Annotated in this window: 13 protein-coding genes; 6 read left to right on the top strand and 7 right to left on the bottom strand. The window is 65.0% G+C overall.

All coding sequences use genetic code 11. The features are described from left to right. Window positions 1-86 precede the first annotated feature (86 nt). Window positions 87-1,427: an amidohydrolase family protein gene (locus EDF57_RS01035; protein ID WP_134092797.1), complete on the bottom strand. Its 1,341-nt coding sequence runs from the start codon at window positions 1,425-1,427 to the stop codon at window positions 87-89. Between the two features lie 217 nt (window positions 1,428-1,644). Between EDF57_RS01035 and EDF57_RS01030 the strand changes: the two genes are divergently transcribed. Together EDF57_RS01030 and EDF57_RS01025 are read left to right on the top strand one after the other, a co-directional pair. Then, on the top strand, window positions 1,645-3,855 hold the full coding sequence (locus tag EDF57_RS01030) for an acyl-CoA dehydrogenase (protein ID WP_134092796.1): 2,211 nt from the start codon (window positions 1,645-1,647) through the stop codon (window positions 3,853-3,855). Between the two features lie 13 nt (window positions 3,856-3,868). Continuing rightward, window positions 3,869-4,690, top strand: coding sequence for an enoyl-CoA hydratase/isomerase family protein (locus tag EDF57_RS01025; protein WP_134092795.1), 822 nt, complete (start codon window positions 3,869-3,871; stop codon window positions 4,688-4,690). A 66-nt stretch (window positions 4,691-4,756) separates the two neighbouring features. On the opposite strand, the gene purQ is transcribed toward EDF57_RS01025, so the two are convergent. Then, complete coding sequence (gene purQ / locus EDF57_RS01020; protein ID WP_132262463.1) at window positions 4,757-5,434, bottom strand: phosphoribosylformylglycinamidine synthase subunit PurQ; 678 nt, start codon at window positions 5,432-5,434, stop codon at window positions 4,757-4,759. Continuing rightward, on the bottom strand, window positions 5,434-5,667 hold the full coding sequence (gene purS, locus EDF57_RS01015; RefSeq protein WP_132262461.1) for a phosphoribosylformylglycinamidine synthase subunit PurS: 234 nt from the start codon (window positions 5,665-5,667) through the stop codon (window positions 5,434-5,436). Before purS ends, purQ begins: the two co-directional genes overlap by 1 nt. 193 nt (window positions 5,668-5,860) lie before the next feature. Between purS and EDF57_RS01010 the strand changes: the two genes are divergently transcribed. Continuing rightward, window positions 5,861-6,772 carry an SDR family NAD(P)-dependent oxidoreductase gene (locus tag EDF57_RS01010; RefSeq protein WP_134092794.1) on the top strand — a complete coding sequence of 304 codons (912 nt, stop codon included), beginning with the start codon at window positions 5,861-5,863 and terminating at the stop codon, window positions 6,770-6,772. Window positions 6,773-6,846: 74 nt separating this feature from the next. Further along, a complete protein-coding gene (locus EDF57_RS01005; RefSeq protein WP_134092793.1) occupies window positions 6,847-7,476 on the top strand; it encodes a DUF4328 domain-containing protein in 630 nt (209 codons plus the stop codon). Between the two features lie 29 nt (window positions 7,477-7,505). On the opposite strand, the gene EDF57_RS01000 is transcribed toward EDF57_RS01005, so the two are convergent. From EDF57_RS01000 to EDF57_RS00985, 4 genes are read right to left on the bottom strand one after another with little or no spacing between them, the layout of a single operon-like run. Further along, a complete protein-coding gene (locus tag EDF57_RS01000) occupies window positions 7,506-7,862 on the bottom strand; it encodes a DUF2794 domain-containing protein (RefSeq protein ID WP_132262455.1) in 357 nt (118 codons plus the stop codon). A 7-nt stretch (window positions 7,863-7,869) separates the two neighbouring features. Further along, on the bottom strand, window positions 7,870-8,571 hold the full coding sequence (gene epsC / locus EDF57_RS00995) for a serine O-acetyltransferase EpsC (RefSeq protein WP_134092792.1): 702 nt from the start codon (window positions 8,569-8,571) through the stop codon (window positions 7,870-7,872). A gap of 44 nt (window positions 8,572-8,615) precedes the next feature. Continuing rightward, window positions 8,616-9,257: an ATPase gene (locus EDF57_RS00990; RefSeq protein WP_132262451.1), complete on the bottom strand. Its 642-nt coding sequence runs from the start codon at window positions 9,255-9,257 to the stop codon at window positions 8,616-8,618. Window positions 9,258-9,269: 12 nt separating this feature from the next. After that, the gene (locus EDF57_RS00985; protein WP_134092791.1) at window positions 9,270-10,601 is read right to left on the bottom strand and encodes a heavy-metal-associated domain-containing protein; all 1,332 of its coding nucleotides are present in this window, start codon (window positions 10,599-10,601) and stop codon (window positions 9,270-9,272) included. A 215-nt stretch (window positions 10,602-10,816) separates the two neighbouring features. Between EDF57_RS00985 and purM the strand changes: the two genes are divergently transcribed. Both purM and purN read left to right on the top strand, forming a co-directional pair. Next, window positions 10,817-11,920 carry a phosphoribosylformylglycinamidine cyclo-ligase gene (purM, locus tag EDF57_RS00980; RefSeq protein ID WP_134092790.1) on the top strand — a complete coding sequence of 368 codons (1,104 nt, stop codon included), beginning with the start codon at window positions 10,817-10,819 and terminating at the stop codon, window positions 11,918-11,920. Continuing rightward, window positions 11,913-12,866, top strand: a complete 954-nt coding sequence (gene purN, locus EDF57_RS00975; RefSeq protein WP_134092789.1) for a phosphoribosylglycinamide formyltransferase — start codon at window positions 11,913-11,915, stop codon at window positions 12,864-12,866. Before purM ends, purN begins: the two co-directional genes overlap by 8 nt. Window positions 12,867-12,900: the final 34 nt, after the last annotated feature.

Genomic DNA, 12,900 nt, shown 5'->3' with positions numbered 1-12,900 from the left:
TGCCCGGCGCCCCCGCACATATCGCCCCCGCGCAAAATCTCGCAAAGGGCTTGCAGGCGAGCAGGAACGCCGGATCGAGCCTGCGATCAGGCCTCCTGTTTCTGCATCCGGGCCGTGCGGTCGGTATCCTCATGCCGCATGAACATCTTCATGATGTCGCCCGAGGTGACCGGACGGGTATCGCCCTCCTCCACCGGACGCTCACCTGCCGATGACTTGGGGCCGGTATCCACGCCCGCCGCCTTCGCCTTCTCGCGCAGCGCACCGACCGTCAGTTCCGCGCGCGTGAAGTGCTGGAACGGATCGAAGCGGAACCAGCGCATGGCATTCCCGTGCGTGATCTTGTCGATCTGCGCGTCGGTCAGATGGTTGATCGAGGGCCAGAGATTTTCGGGCACTTCCGGCCATAGCGTGTCGGAGTGCGGATAGTCGCATTCATAGGCGATGTTGTCCTCGCCGATGAACTGGATGTTCTGCAGGCCGAAGGCATCGTCGATGAAGCAATTCAGGAAGTGCCGCTTGAACATCTCGCTGGGCTTCATCTTCTGGAAGCGCGAATTGGTCCAGGCCTTGTGCCGCCAGTTCGAAAAGTCCGCCCGCTCGGTAAAGTAGGGCACCCAACCGATCGAGCCTTCCGAAAGCGCGATGCGCATGTCGGGATAGTGATGCAGCGCCTCAAGCTGGAGCCAGTCCGACGCGGCATAGGCGATCGACATCGGCATGGTCGAGATCCACGCCTCGATCGGCGTTTCCATCGAGGCATGGGGCGCCGGATTGCCGCCGCCGATGTGGATGCAGATCGTCATGTCGAGATCGTTGATCGCCTTGTAGAACGGATCCCAATAGGCGTTGTGGATGCTCGGCAAGCCCTGGCAGGTGGGATTCTCGCTGATCGAGACGGTGTGGCAGCCCTTGCCCGACACGCGCTTCATCTCGGCGATGGTGGCGTCCATGTCCCAGGTCGGAAGGATCGCGCAGGGGATGAAACGCCCCGGATAGGCGCCGCACCACTCGTCGATATGCCAGTCGTTATAAGCGCTTACATGGACTTTCGCGAGTTCGCGATCGGGCACGCGGTGGAGGCGGCCGCCGGCAAAGTCGAACACCGAACCGAAGTTGAGCGACGAGGCAACGCCGTTGACGTCCATGTCCTTGATGCGTTCGTGCACGTCATAGCAACCGGCGCGAAGCTGATCGAGCGAGGTCGGCTCCATGCCGTATTCCTCGAAAGGCCGGCCGACCACCGCGTTCAAGCCAACCGAGGGGAACTTCATCCCCTGATAGACCCACAAGTCCTTGCCGTTCTCGTCCTGGATCAGCTTCGGCGCCGAGTCGAGCGCGGCGCCGGAAAGGTGATTCTGGAACAGATCCGGCGGCTCGCTGATATGATCGTCGACACTGATCAGCACCATGTCGTTCATTTGCATGACGGCACTCCCAAAGTTGCCGGGCCGGATCGGCTGCCGGCGGGCGCATCTTTAAGGGCGCCTTGACCGGGGAAGCTACGCCTCCCCTCCCCAGGCGGCCAGCACGCGTTTCCAGCTATCGCGCCCGCGATTGCGTGGGCCGGGCGATTGAACGGGGCGACGAGGTATGATGTTGACGAGGAAACACGAAAACCAAAAGCCCCGGGGAAAGCCTGAAATGAACTTCGACCTCACCGACGAACAGGGCATGATGCGCGACACCTTCGCGCGTTTCCTCGACGAACATTCCAGTTCCACGCGCGTGCGCAAGGCGCAGGAATCCGGCGGCTTCGATCCCGAATTGTGGTCGGGCCTTGCCGAACTCGGCGCTTTTGCGATGCGCGTGCCTGAAGAGGCGGACGGCATGGGCCTCGGCCTGTTCGACGCCGGTCTGCTGATGGAAGAGGCGGGCCGCACGCTCGCCTCCGGTCCGCTGGCCGAAGCTCTGGTGGCAACGCGCGTGCTGGGCCTGCTGGGCGGCCAGGAAGACCTGCTCGCAAGCGCGGTCGGCGGCGAGGCAGTAGTCACCATCGCCATGCAGGATATCGCGCAGTTCCACAGGCAATGGGTAGCCGGCGGTCTGGTTGCCGACGCGGTCGTTGCCCGCAAGGGTGACGAGATCGTACTCGTCACGGTGCCCGCCGATGCACGCATGGCCGAGCCGACTCTGGCCTCCACGGCTATCGCCGACCTCGATCTCTCCGCCCTGCCCGTAACTGTGTTGGGCAACGGCGACGAAGCGCTCGCGACCTTCGCCGCCGGTCTCGAGGAATGGAAGATCCTAATCGCACTCGCGCTGTCCGGCCTCAGCCGGGCGGCGCTGACGATGGCGGCGGAATATGCCGGCGAGCGCAAGGCATTCGGCGTGTTCATCGGCACTTTCCAGGCCCTGTCCCATCCGATGGCGGACCTGATCTGCGAGATCGATTCCGCCAAGTTCCTCGCCTGGAAAGCCATGCGCTCGATCGCCGACGGCGAGGCAGCGGCCGGCGCGCAGGTCTCGCTGGCCGCATGGTACGCCTCGGGCGCGGCGGGCCGCACCGTGCGTCACGCCGTGCAGACCTTCGGCGGCATCGGCCTCACCACCGAGCATGACGTCCACCTCTACAACTTGCGCGCCAAGGCGTGGCCGCTGGTCGCGGGCGATCCCGAGGACTGGCTGGCAGAGGCCGGCCGCCGCCTCTACGCCCAGGAAAAGGCCAGCCTTCCCGATGTGGGCGACGTTCCGGTCGAGTTCGATCTGGGCGAGGATGCCCGCGCGATCCAGCAGGAAATCCGGGCCTTCTTCGCCAGCAACGTCACTGACGAACAGCGCGAGAAGTTCCACTTCTCATGGGAAGGCCACCACCCGGTGATCCACAAGCAGCTGGTCGAGGCGAACCTTGCCTATCTCCAGCTTCCCAAGGATGTCGGCGGACGCGGCCTCAGCCCTTATGCAGTGACCGGCGCGCGCGAGGCTTTCGAGGAAGAGGGCTGGAACAATCCTGTCGCCAATGTCGCGCAGATGGTGGCGCTCATCATGTACCGCTTCGGCACCGAGGACCTGAAGCGCGACGTGCTGTCCAAGGTCATGGCCGGCGATGCGATCTGCTCGCTCGGCTACTCGGAACCGGGATGCGGCTCGGACGTCTTCGCCGCGCAGTGCAAGGCCACCCGGCTTGAGGACGGCTCCTGGCGGATCGATGGCACCAAGATGTGGACCAGCGGCGCCAACCTCACCGATTATGTGCTGATGCTCTGCCGCACCGATCCGGATGCGCCCAAGCACAAGGGGCTGACGATGTTCATCGTGCCGCTCAAGGCCGAAGGCGTCACGATCCAGGCCGTCCATACGTTCATGGACGAGCGCACCAATATCACGTTCTACGACAACGTCAGGATCCCGGACACCTGGCGCCTGGGAGAGATCAACGCCGGAGGCCGCACCATGGCGGCCAGCCTCGAACTCGAACACGGCGGCGGCTTTGCCAAAGTGCAGCGCGCGATGCTCGAAAACGCGGTCGAACTCTGCGAGGAAATCCCGGTGGCGGGCGGCGACAAGCTGATCGATACGCCCAAGGCCCAGATGCGACTGGCCCGCACTTATGCCCATGTCATCGCCTCCGAAATGATCGCCTATCGCGCCAACTGGACGCAAGTCCACGGCAAGGGCAACGGCGCCTATGGGCCGATGGCGAAGATGTTCTCGTCCGAACTCTTCATCACCGACTCGCGCGATCTGCTCGATCTGACGGCGCCCTATTCGCTGGCCAAGCGGAAGGGCGCGGCCAATGCGCTCAATCTCGCCTATCGCCATGCCCATGGGACGACCATTTACGGCGGCACCAGCCAGGTGCACCGTTCGATGATCGCCGAAAAGGGCCTCGGCCTGCCGCGGTCACGTAATTGAGGAGGTGGAAACCATGACCGACGAAGCACCGCACCTGCTCACCGAAGACGTGGACGGCATCCTGATCGCCACGCTCAACCGGCCTGACAAGCTGAACGCCATCAGCCGGCAGATGATGGACCTCCTGACCGAGGCCGTGCTGCGCTTTCGCGAAACGCCCGAGCTGAAAGTCATGCTCATCCGCTCGGCCGGGCGCTATTTCAGCTCCGGGGCGGACTTGCGCGGCGGCAACCAGAACATCGTCTCCCCCGTCTCCACCGGCGGCAGCGCGCGCGGCATTCGCGAGAACCACCGGCTCAATCTCAACAACATGCAGCAGCTCTGGGACGAGATCGAGCATATCGAGAAGCCCTTCGTCGTCGCACATCACGCGATGTGCGTCGGCGGCGGGCTGGAGATGAGCCTCTCGTGCGATTTCCGCCTTGCCGCGAAGAGTGCGGCCTATGGCTTCCCGGAAGGCCTGTTCGGCGTGCTTCCGGCCTCGGGGGGTGTCTCGCGCCTCACCCGCATCTGCGGCCCGCACTGGGCGCGCTGGCTGATCATGGCGAACAAGCCCTCACCCGCCGACATGGCTCTCACCATGGGGCTGGTCCATCAGGTCTATGAAGACGAGACGTTCGAGGCGGACGTCATGGAATTCTGCCACCACCTGGCCAGGCAGAACCCGGAGCAGATGGGCGCCGCCAAGGTCGCCATCGAACTCAGCGCCGAGGTCGGCCGCGACAGCGCGCGCCACATCGAGCGCATGGCCAACAGCGCGCTGATGCTCAACCCCGATTACATCCGGGGCATGGAAGAATATCTGAAGGGTGTCGGCGGCAAAGCGAAAGCCTGACGCCCAGCGAGCCTATCCGCGGAGACCATGGGCCATGGCGAACCATGGCCCATAAATCCGGAAGCCTCAGGCCCCGACCATCCCGCGAATGGCGCTTTCGAACAGCGCGCGGCCGTCGGTGCCGCCGTGGATGCTTTCGATCGCACGCTCGGGGTGCGGCATCATGCCCAGCACGTTGCCGGCCGCATTGAGCACGCCGGCGATCTGGCGCGCCGAACCGTTGACGTCTTCGGCGTAGCGGAAGGCCACGCGGCCCTCGCCTTCAAGGCGGTCCAGCGTTTCCTCGTCGGCATGGTAATTGCCGTCGTGATGCGCCACCGGCACGCGAATGTGCTGACCCGCTTCGTATCCCGAAGTGAACAGCGACTGGGCGTTCTCGACCTTGAGCGAGACTTCGCGGCAGACAAAGCGAATGCCCGAATTGCGCAGCAGGGCGCCCGGCAGAAGACCGCTTTCGGTCAACACCTGGAAGCCGTTGCAGACGCCGAACACTGGCACGCCGCGATTGGCAGCCGCGACGACGGCCTGCATCACCGGCGAACGCGACGCGATCGCGCCGCAGCGCAAGTAGTCGCCGTAGGAGAAACCGCCGGGCAGGCCGATGAAATCGAGGTTTTCCGGCAGTTCGGCATCGCCGTGCCAGACGCGGATGCATTCGGTCCCCGAAATCTTCTCCAACGCCACCGCCAGGTCGCGGTCGCAGTTGGAGCCCGGGAACGTGACGACAGCGGAGCGGAAGGCCATCAGGCGACCTTCTCGATGCGGTAGTTCTCGATCACCATGTTGGCGAGGAGCTTCTTGCACATGTCGTCGATGGCTTCGTCGCTGACCGTGTCTGCAACGTCCAGCTCGAAGAGACGGCCGGCACGCACGTCATTGACGCCGGAGAAGCCCAGGCCTTCGAGCGAGTGGTGGATCGCCCGGCCCTGCGGGTCGAGGACACCAGGCTTGAGGCTGACGTGGACGCGGACTTTCATCGCAGGGCCTTTCGCTTATCGGCGCAGATTCGTTTCACAGCGCCTATGGCCCCGGACACGCGCCGGGGCAAGGTTTGAGAGTCGTCCCCGCAAATGCGGCGCCGAGACGCCTTGCACCATGCATTTGGCCATCACGCGTTTGGCCGCAAAGTCGCGATTGATGCGCCTCGCGCAACCTGCCATTTCTTTCTCCATGCAGGAATTCATCTCTTTCGCCGGCCAGGTCGCCGTGGTCACCGGGGCCGGTCACGGACTCGGTCGCGCTTATGCACTGGAGCTTGCGCGGCGCGGCGCGAGAGTGGTCGTGAACGATCTCGGCACCGATCGCGGCGGCGCGGGCCATTCCGAGGCCGCCCTTGCCGTGGTCGATGAGATCAAAGCTCTGGGCGGAGAGGCCATGGCCGATGGCGGCGACGTTTCCGACTTCGCCCAGATGGAGGCCCTGGCCGCTCGTACCCGCGAAAACTGGGGCGGCATCCAGATCCTCATCAACAACGCCGGCATCCTGCGAGACCGCACTTTTGCGAAGATGGACATGGCCGACTTCGAACGTGTGGTGCGGGTCAACCTGCTCGGCAGCGCCTTCGCCACGAAAGCCGTGTGGGAGATCATGCGGGAGCAGAACTACGGGCGCGTGTTGATGACCACCAGCTCCAGCGGCCTCGGCGGCAATTTCGGCCAGGCGAATTACGGCGCCGCCAAACTCGGCGTGCTCGGCCTGGCGCGGACCTTGCGGATGGAGGGCGCGAAATACGACATCCGGGTCAATTCGCTGGCGCCCACTGCCGGCACGCGCATGACGGCCGATATCTTCCCCGATGAAGCCTATCACGCGTTCCGGCCGGAAGCCGTCGTCCCGGCCGCGCTGTTCCTCGTTTCCAGGGACGCACCCAACGATGCCATCGTTGGCGCCGGCGGCGGCGTGTGCCAGAGCGCCTTCGTGACCATGAACGACGGCGTTCTGCTGCCATCGGAACAGCTGTCCGTGGAGTCGTTCGCCCAGGCCTGGCCCCGCATAGCCGACCGGCGCGGCGACCGAATCCTCGAAACGGGAATGGATCAGGCTCATCACGCCTTGTCGATGCTTCTGAAATCGCAGGATTAAATCCGCGAAAGCCGGTTGACCTCAGGACCGCCTCTTGTACGGCCTCCCCTCTGGATATTCGGGGGGACGAAGCCATGCAGGCAGACGAGCTTGAAAGAGGACTGATCTCGCTGCGGAGACGGGAAACCGGCCTGCGCTTCGTCATCGGTGCTTATCTGGCCTGCACCGCGGCGACCCTCATCCTGTGGGGATCCGTCATCGGCCGAGGTCTTGACCAGGAGGGAGAGCATCCGCTCGTTCTGGCAGCCGGCTTCTCGGGACTGGCCTATGCGCTGTGCTTCGTCGCCAGTGTGATCGCTGTCTGCCTCTGGGTCCACCGCGCCCATGCCAATCTGTTGGCCGCCGGGATCGAAGGGCTGGAGTTCAAGCCGAACATGGCGGTGGGCTGGTACTTCATTCCCTTCGCGTTCTGGTTCAAGCCGTTCCAGGCCATGCGCGAACTGTGGAACGCCAGCCATCTCGCGAACGAAAACCAGCCTGCCAGGACCCAGCGGATGCTGATCGCCTGGTGGTCCTGCTGGGTCCTCGGGAATCTGATCGCCAACGGCAGCACCACCATCGGCGACATCACCAGCCCCATCACCGTACTCGACCTGACGGGCTATGGGTTCCATCTCGTGGCCGGGGCCACGCTGCTGCTGATCGCCAATGCCATTACAAAAGCACAGGCCTCCGAGATGAGCGTGCATCACGCCTTCGCCTAACCCTCAGCAGCGCAAGATCGTTCGAAGGCTCAGTCTTCCACGATCTTGAGCAGCTTGCGCTCCAGCGGGCTGAGAATGCCGGCCAGTTCATGACCGCGCTTGAGCACTTGGCCGGCTTCTCCGAACAGCGTCCACATGCCCTGCTTGCTGCGCAGGGACGGCCGCTTTTCGACCCGGGCCTGAGGCCTTTCCGCAGCGCGGCGGAAGGCGGAAAAATTCGCCGCTTCCTTGCCGAAATCCATGGCGTAGTCGCGCCAGATCCCGGCGGCGACCATGCGGCCGTAAAGATCGAGAATGCGTTGCAGCTCCAGTCGGTCGAACCCCACCTGAAGCGGAATGCGTCCCGGAAAAGCGACGACGCTTCCGGTCCCGGTAATGGAAGACATCCGCCCGTCAGACACCCTTCACGGCCGGTTCGACTTGCTTTTCCTCTTCGAGCCGGCGCAGCAGCGTGTCCACTTGCGCCCGGAGCGCCGCGACCTGCTCTTCCAGTTCGTCCACTCGCTGGCTGCCCACCGGCTCGCACGGTTCCTTGCAGGGCGTGCCGTAAGGCATGAATTCCTTGGCGTAAGTCTCCGCCTTGACGAGCGTGGAGCGCGCCTTGACGCCGATCATGGTCGCACCTTCCGGCACGTCTTCGGTAACGACAGCGCTGGCACCCACGCGGGCCCGCTTGCCCACCGTGACCGGACCGATGATCTGTGCGCCGGAGCCGACGATCACATTGTCCAGCAAGGTCGGGTGCCGCTTGCCGCCCTTGCCGTTGGTCGGGTTCGAGCCGCCGAGCGTCACGCACTGGTAGATCGTCACATTGTCGCCGATGATAGCGGTTTCCCCGATCACGGTGAAACCGTGATCGATGAAAAAGTTACGGCCGATCGTGGCACCGGGGTGAATGTCGATGGCGGTCAGGAACCGCGAGATGTGGTTCACCACGCGGGCCAGGAAAAACAGGTCCGCCCGGAACAGACGGTGCGCGATCTTGTGGAAGAACAGCGCCCATACGCCCGGATAGAGCAGGACTTCCCAACGCGATCGCGGCGCGGGATCACGCGCGACCACAGAGTCCAGATAGCGGACCAGATTACCCAGCATCGCGCGAATCTCCCATCAATCGGCCCGCAAAGCAAGCCATGAGGTCATGAGGCTTTCGGCTCGTCGCCGTTGAGGTCCATCGTCCACTTCAACTCGGAAAGCGCTTCACGCCAGATCGCCAGGGTCGGCGGCTGCTTGCGCTCCAGACTGAGACGGTCGATGGCGGCGACCAGTTTTTCGACGCCCACATGGCTACGTTCGCAACGCGGTACAAGATAGTCGGTTGCAGAAGGATCCAGAGACAGCCCGCGCATCTGGGCATGGACGTCGATCAATTCGCCCAGCATTTCCGCATCGGGCGCTCCGATTTCCAGTTCCAGCGCCGCCCCGAGCCGCGATCCGAGGTCCGGCAAAGTCACCTGCCAGCGATCCTCGCCCGAACCGCGCCGCCGACTGGAAATGATCAGCAGCGGCCGCGCGCGTTCCTGGGCGCGATTCCAGCTGTGAAAGACGATGTCCTCATCCAGGCGGTCGGCGTCGTCGAGGGCGTCGCCATGGCCCGATTCGACGAACCAGCGCGCCAGCAGCGATTTGCCCGAACGCGGGGGGCCGGACAGGATGGCGCTGTGAAACGGCCAGGTGCCCGGCTCCAACAGCGCATCGATCGCCTGTGCGTTGGCATTGCCGACGACAATGCGCGGCGGGCTGTCGCTCGCGGCCGACAGCGGAAGTGCGATCTGCTTCATCACCGGGAGGACCTAGCGCGTGATCCTCAGCGCGCCGCCGCCGCTCGTCACCTTCCAGCCCTGCCCGCGCAGAGCCGAAGCGAGCCGCTCGCCGCCGCCTTCGACGGTCACGCGCATCACTGAAGTGCCGCCGACGGCCAGGCTGACCGTGGCTGCGCCGCGCACGCCCGGCACACCCCGAACCGCCGCGAGCGCTGCATCGACAGCCGCCGCGTCAGGCGAGGCGAACTGTACCGAAACGGTCTCGACCGGGGCCGTGGGCACCAGCGACGGCACCGCAGCGGGCGCCTCCGTCTGCGAGGGAAGAGGCAGCGGCGCGAAAGCGTCTCCGCCCTTGGGCATCAGCTTCTGCCGCAGTTCGGCGAAAGCGCGGTCAAGCACCTGCCCGCTGGTCGTCAGCGTGGCATCAGGCCGCAATTCGCCCCCGGAAAGCGCATCGCGATAGAGGCCGTCCATACGCTGGACCGCCTTGTCCAGCATGGCCGGAAGTTCCTGCTCGCTGGCAGCATCGAGTTCGAACGTGCCAAGGAACGTGTTGTCGGGGCCGTAGCGCGCCGTGAAGGTGCCGTGGATCGGACCACCGGGCCATTGCCGTTCGAGCCGGGCATAGGGCACCAGCACATCGGCAGCGTCGAACTGGTTGAGAACATTGCGCCACCACAGACGGCTGCGGCGCGATGCCTGCCCCGCCGTGAGGATCAGCGATTCTCCGCCCGCGCCCACCGGGCGGACGTAATCGATGGGGCTCTGCGAAGCCTGGAATTCGGCCCAGGCACGCTGCCAGGGGCCGCGCACCTCGAATACCTGCTGCACGCCGCCCGAATAGAGCACGGGAAGCACCAGCATCGGCGCCGAACGGATCGTCGCCCCGCCCGCGCCGACATATTGTCCTGCGCGCGCCTTGCTGAAGATGACGCCCAGCGTCGCTATGTAGCGCCGCGGGCCGACCTGTTCCTGGCCGATCACGACCGAGGAAACCATGGCGTCGATCGATTCGACCGGCATGTCCGGTCCGCCGAGCTTCTTCCAGGCTTCCTTCTCGGCCTGCTTCCAGCCTTCCAGACGCGCATCAGCACCGGTCTTGGCGGTAACGTCGACCTTGATGCCGTTGACCTGGATGTCTTCGGAGTTGGCGAGCGGAGCGATGCCGCGATCGCCCTCCACTTGCGCCACGAGTCGATAGCCACCCACCGCGCCCGCAGCGAGAATCGCGGCACCGCCGGCCATGAGGGCCATACGACGCACCGAACCGTCGCCGGAGCCGCGCGAACGGGTCAAGGCCAGGCCCCAGGTGAGGCCCTTGCCGGCCACGCGCCGGATATTATGGGAAAACGCTATCGCCATTATCAAACCGATGGGCCTTTTGCCCAAACCGATCCGGAAAACCAAGTCGTAATCCGAAGGCTCGCACAGTTGTATTGCCGAGCGACGCGGAAATTGGCGGAAGCCTGCCGACAAAGGCCGTCAAAGAAAGCGGGAGACAAAGTTTCCGCCCGATTTGTTGCCCGGATTCGTGCCTCGGGCGTGACAGCGGGGCGTTTGCGCACTATGCGCGCGCAATGTCCGACGATAACACCCCGAAGAGCTATTCCTACGAGCAGGCCGGCGTCTCCATCGCCGCCGGCAACGCGCTGGTGAAGGCCATCGCCCCGCTCGCGAAATCCACCGCGCGCCCCGGCGCCGATGCGGAGCTGGGAGGCTTCGGCGGCTTCTTCGATCCGCGCGCGGCCGGCTACAAGGACCCGCTGCTGGTCGCCGCCAACGACGGCGTGGGCACCAAGGTCAAGCTCGCCATCGATCATGATCGCCATGATCACATCGGTATCGACCTTGTCGCCATGTGCGTGAACGACCTTATCGTCCAGGGCGCGGAGCCCCTGTTCTTCCTCGATTACTTTGCCACCGGAAAGCTGGAGAACGGCGTCGCCGAGCGCGTCGTGGCCGGTATTGCCGACGGTTGCCGCATCTCCGGCTGCGCCCTGATCGGCGGCGAAACCGCGGAAATGCCGGGCATGTATGCCGCCGGCGACTACGATCTTGCCGGCTTCTGCGTCGGCGCCGTGGAGCGCGGCGAGCAATTGACCGGCGACAAGGTAGCCGATGGCGACGTGCTGCTGGGCCTGGCTTCCTCGGGCGTGCACTCGAACGGTTACTCGCTGGTCCGCCGCCTGGCCGAGGACAAGGGCTGGAAGCTCGACCGTCCGGCGCTGTTCGATTCGGACACGCTGCTGATCGACGCGCTGATCGCGCCTACGCGCATCTACGTTAAGAGCCTGCTGCCCTTCATTCGCTCGGGCCGCATCAACGCCCTTGCCCACATCACCGGCGGCGGCCTGCTTGAGAACATCCCGCGCGTCCTGCCCAAGGGTCTCCACGCCCGCATCGATGCCGGTGCCTGGGAACAGCCGCGCCTGATGGCCTTCCTCCAGGCCCAGGGCCATATCGAGCCGGCAGAAATGGCTCGCACCTTCAACTGCGGCATCGGCATGGTTCTGGCCGTGCCGGCCGAAGAAGCCGCCGCGCTCAAGACCGAGCTGGAAGCCGCCGGGGAAACCGTCTTCGTCATCGGCATCATCGAGGAAGGCGACAAGGGCTGCACCGTGCAGGGCGCCGCTGAAGTCTGGTCCGCGCGCGAGGACTGGGAGGCCGTCCATCTTGCCTGAGAAGGCAAAGGTCGCCGTCCTGATATCGGGCAGCGGCACCAACATGGCCGCCCTGCTCTATGCCAGCCGCGCCGAGGACTGTCCCTACGAGATCGTCCTCGTCGCCAGCAACAGGCCGGATGCGGGCGGCCTCGCCCTGGCAGCGGCCGAGGGCGTCGCCACTTTCGCGCTGAGCCACAAGGGTCTCGGCCGCGACGAACATGACGCAGCGATGGACGCGGCCATCCGCGAATCCGGCGCCCAATGGGTCGCACTCGCGGGGTACATGCGCATCCTCACCGAGGGATTCGTGGGCCGGTGGAGCGGCCGGATGGTCAACATCCATCCCTCGCTCCTGCCGAAATACACCGGCCTCCACACCCACCAGCGCGCCATCGAGGCGGGGGACAGCCATGGCGGAGTCAGCGTCCACCTGGTCATTCCCGAGCTGGACGAAGGCCCGATCCTGGGCCAGATCCCGGTCGCGATCGTTCCGGGCGACACGGCAGAGGCGCTCGCCTCCCGTGTGCTGATCGCGGAACACCAACTCTACTCGCGCTGCCTGGCCGCTCTGGTCGTGCGCGAATCGAGCCCGGAATGGCTGCTCGAACGCATTCGCGAACGCGCCATGGCCCTGCCCGAAGCCGATGAGATCCAGAGCCATGGCATGCCCTGTTTCGGCGTGATCAAGGGCAAGAAGTTCGCCTACTTCACGTCGAATCACCACGCCGACGGGCGCACGGGGCTGTTGGTGAAGATCAGCGGTCCCGACGAACAGGCGATGCTGATCGAGGGGGATGAAGACCGCTATTTCCGCCCGGCCTATTTCGGCGGCGGCTGGATCGGCATCCGCCTGGACCTTGGCCAGAACGACTGGGATGCCATCGGCGGATGGCTGGCGCGTTCCTGGCGGGCGATCGCACCGAAGAAGCTGACCACCCTGATCGACGCGGCCGACCAGTTCTGATCCTTCGAAGGCTCCGGCAGGAGCTGCTGCGACC

This window comes from Novosphingobium sp. PhB55, from assembly GCF_004368805.1.
Taxonomy (GTDB): domain Bacteria; phylum Pseudomonadota; class Alphaproteobacteria; order Sphingomonadales; family Sphingomonadaceae; genus Novosphingobium.
This window is presented reverse-complemented; position numbering and strand designations above follow the sequence as displayed.

What these genes read in the sequence shown, in the direction of transcription:
- EDF57_RS01030 (WP_134092796.1), top strand. Translation starts at nt 1,645, where the DNA reads ATGAACTTCGACCTCACCGACGAACAGGGCATGATGCGCGACACCTTC.
- EDF57_RS01025 (WP_134092795.1), top strand. Translation starts at nt 3,869, where the DNA reads ATGACCGACGAAGCACCGCACCTGCTCACCGAAGACGTGGACGGCATC.
- purS (WP_132262461.1), bottom strand. Translation starts at nt 5,667, where the DNA reads ATGAAAGTCCGCGTCCACGTCAGCCTCAAGCCTGGTGTCCTCGACCCG.
- EDF57_RS01035 (WP_134092797.1), bottom strand. Translation starts at nt 1,427, where the DNA reads ATGCAAATGAACGACATGGTGCTGATCAGTGTCGACGATCATATCAGC.
- epsC (WP_134092792.1), bottom strand. Translation starts at nt 8,571, where the DNA reads ATGCTGGGTAATCTGGTCCGCTATCTGGACTCTGTGGTCGCGCGTGAT.
- EDF57_RS00985 (WP_134092791.1), bottom strand. Translation starts at nt 10,601, where the DNA reads ATGGCGATAGCGTTTTCCCATAATATCCGGCGCGTGGCCGGCAAGGGC.
- purQ (WP_132262463.1), bottom strand. Translation starts at nt 5,434, where the DNA reads ATGGCCTTCCGCTCCGCTGTCGTCACGTTCCCGGGCTCCAACTGCGAC.
- EDF57_RS01000 (WP_132262455.1), bottom strand. Translation starts at nt 7,862, where the DNA reads ATGTCTTCCATTACCGGGACCGGAAGCGTCGTCGCTTTTCCGGGACGC.
- EDF57_RS01010 (WP_134092794.1), top strand. Translation starts at nt 5,861, where the DNA reads ATGCAGGAATTCATCTCTTTCGCCGGCCAGGTCGCCGTGGTCACCGGG.
- EDF57_RS01005 (WP_134092793.1), top strand. Translation starts at nt 6,847, where the DNA reads ATGCAGGCAGACGAGCTTGAAAGAGGACTGATCTCGCTGCGGAGACGG.
- purM (WP_134092790.1), top strand. Translation starts at nt 10,817, where the DNA reads ATGTCCGACGATAACACCCCGAAGAGCTATTCCTACGAGCAGGCCGGC.
- EDF57_RS00990 (WP_132262451.1), bottom strand. Translation starts at nt 9,257, where the DNA reads ATGAAGCAGATCGCACTTCCGCTGTCGGCCGCGAGCGACAGCCCGCCG.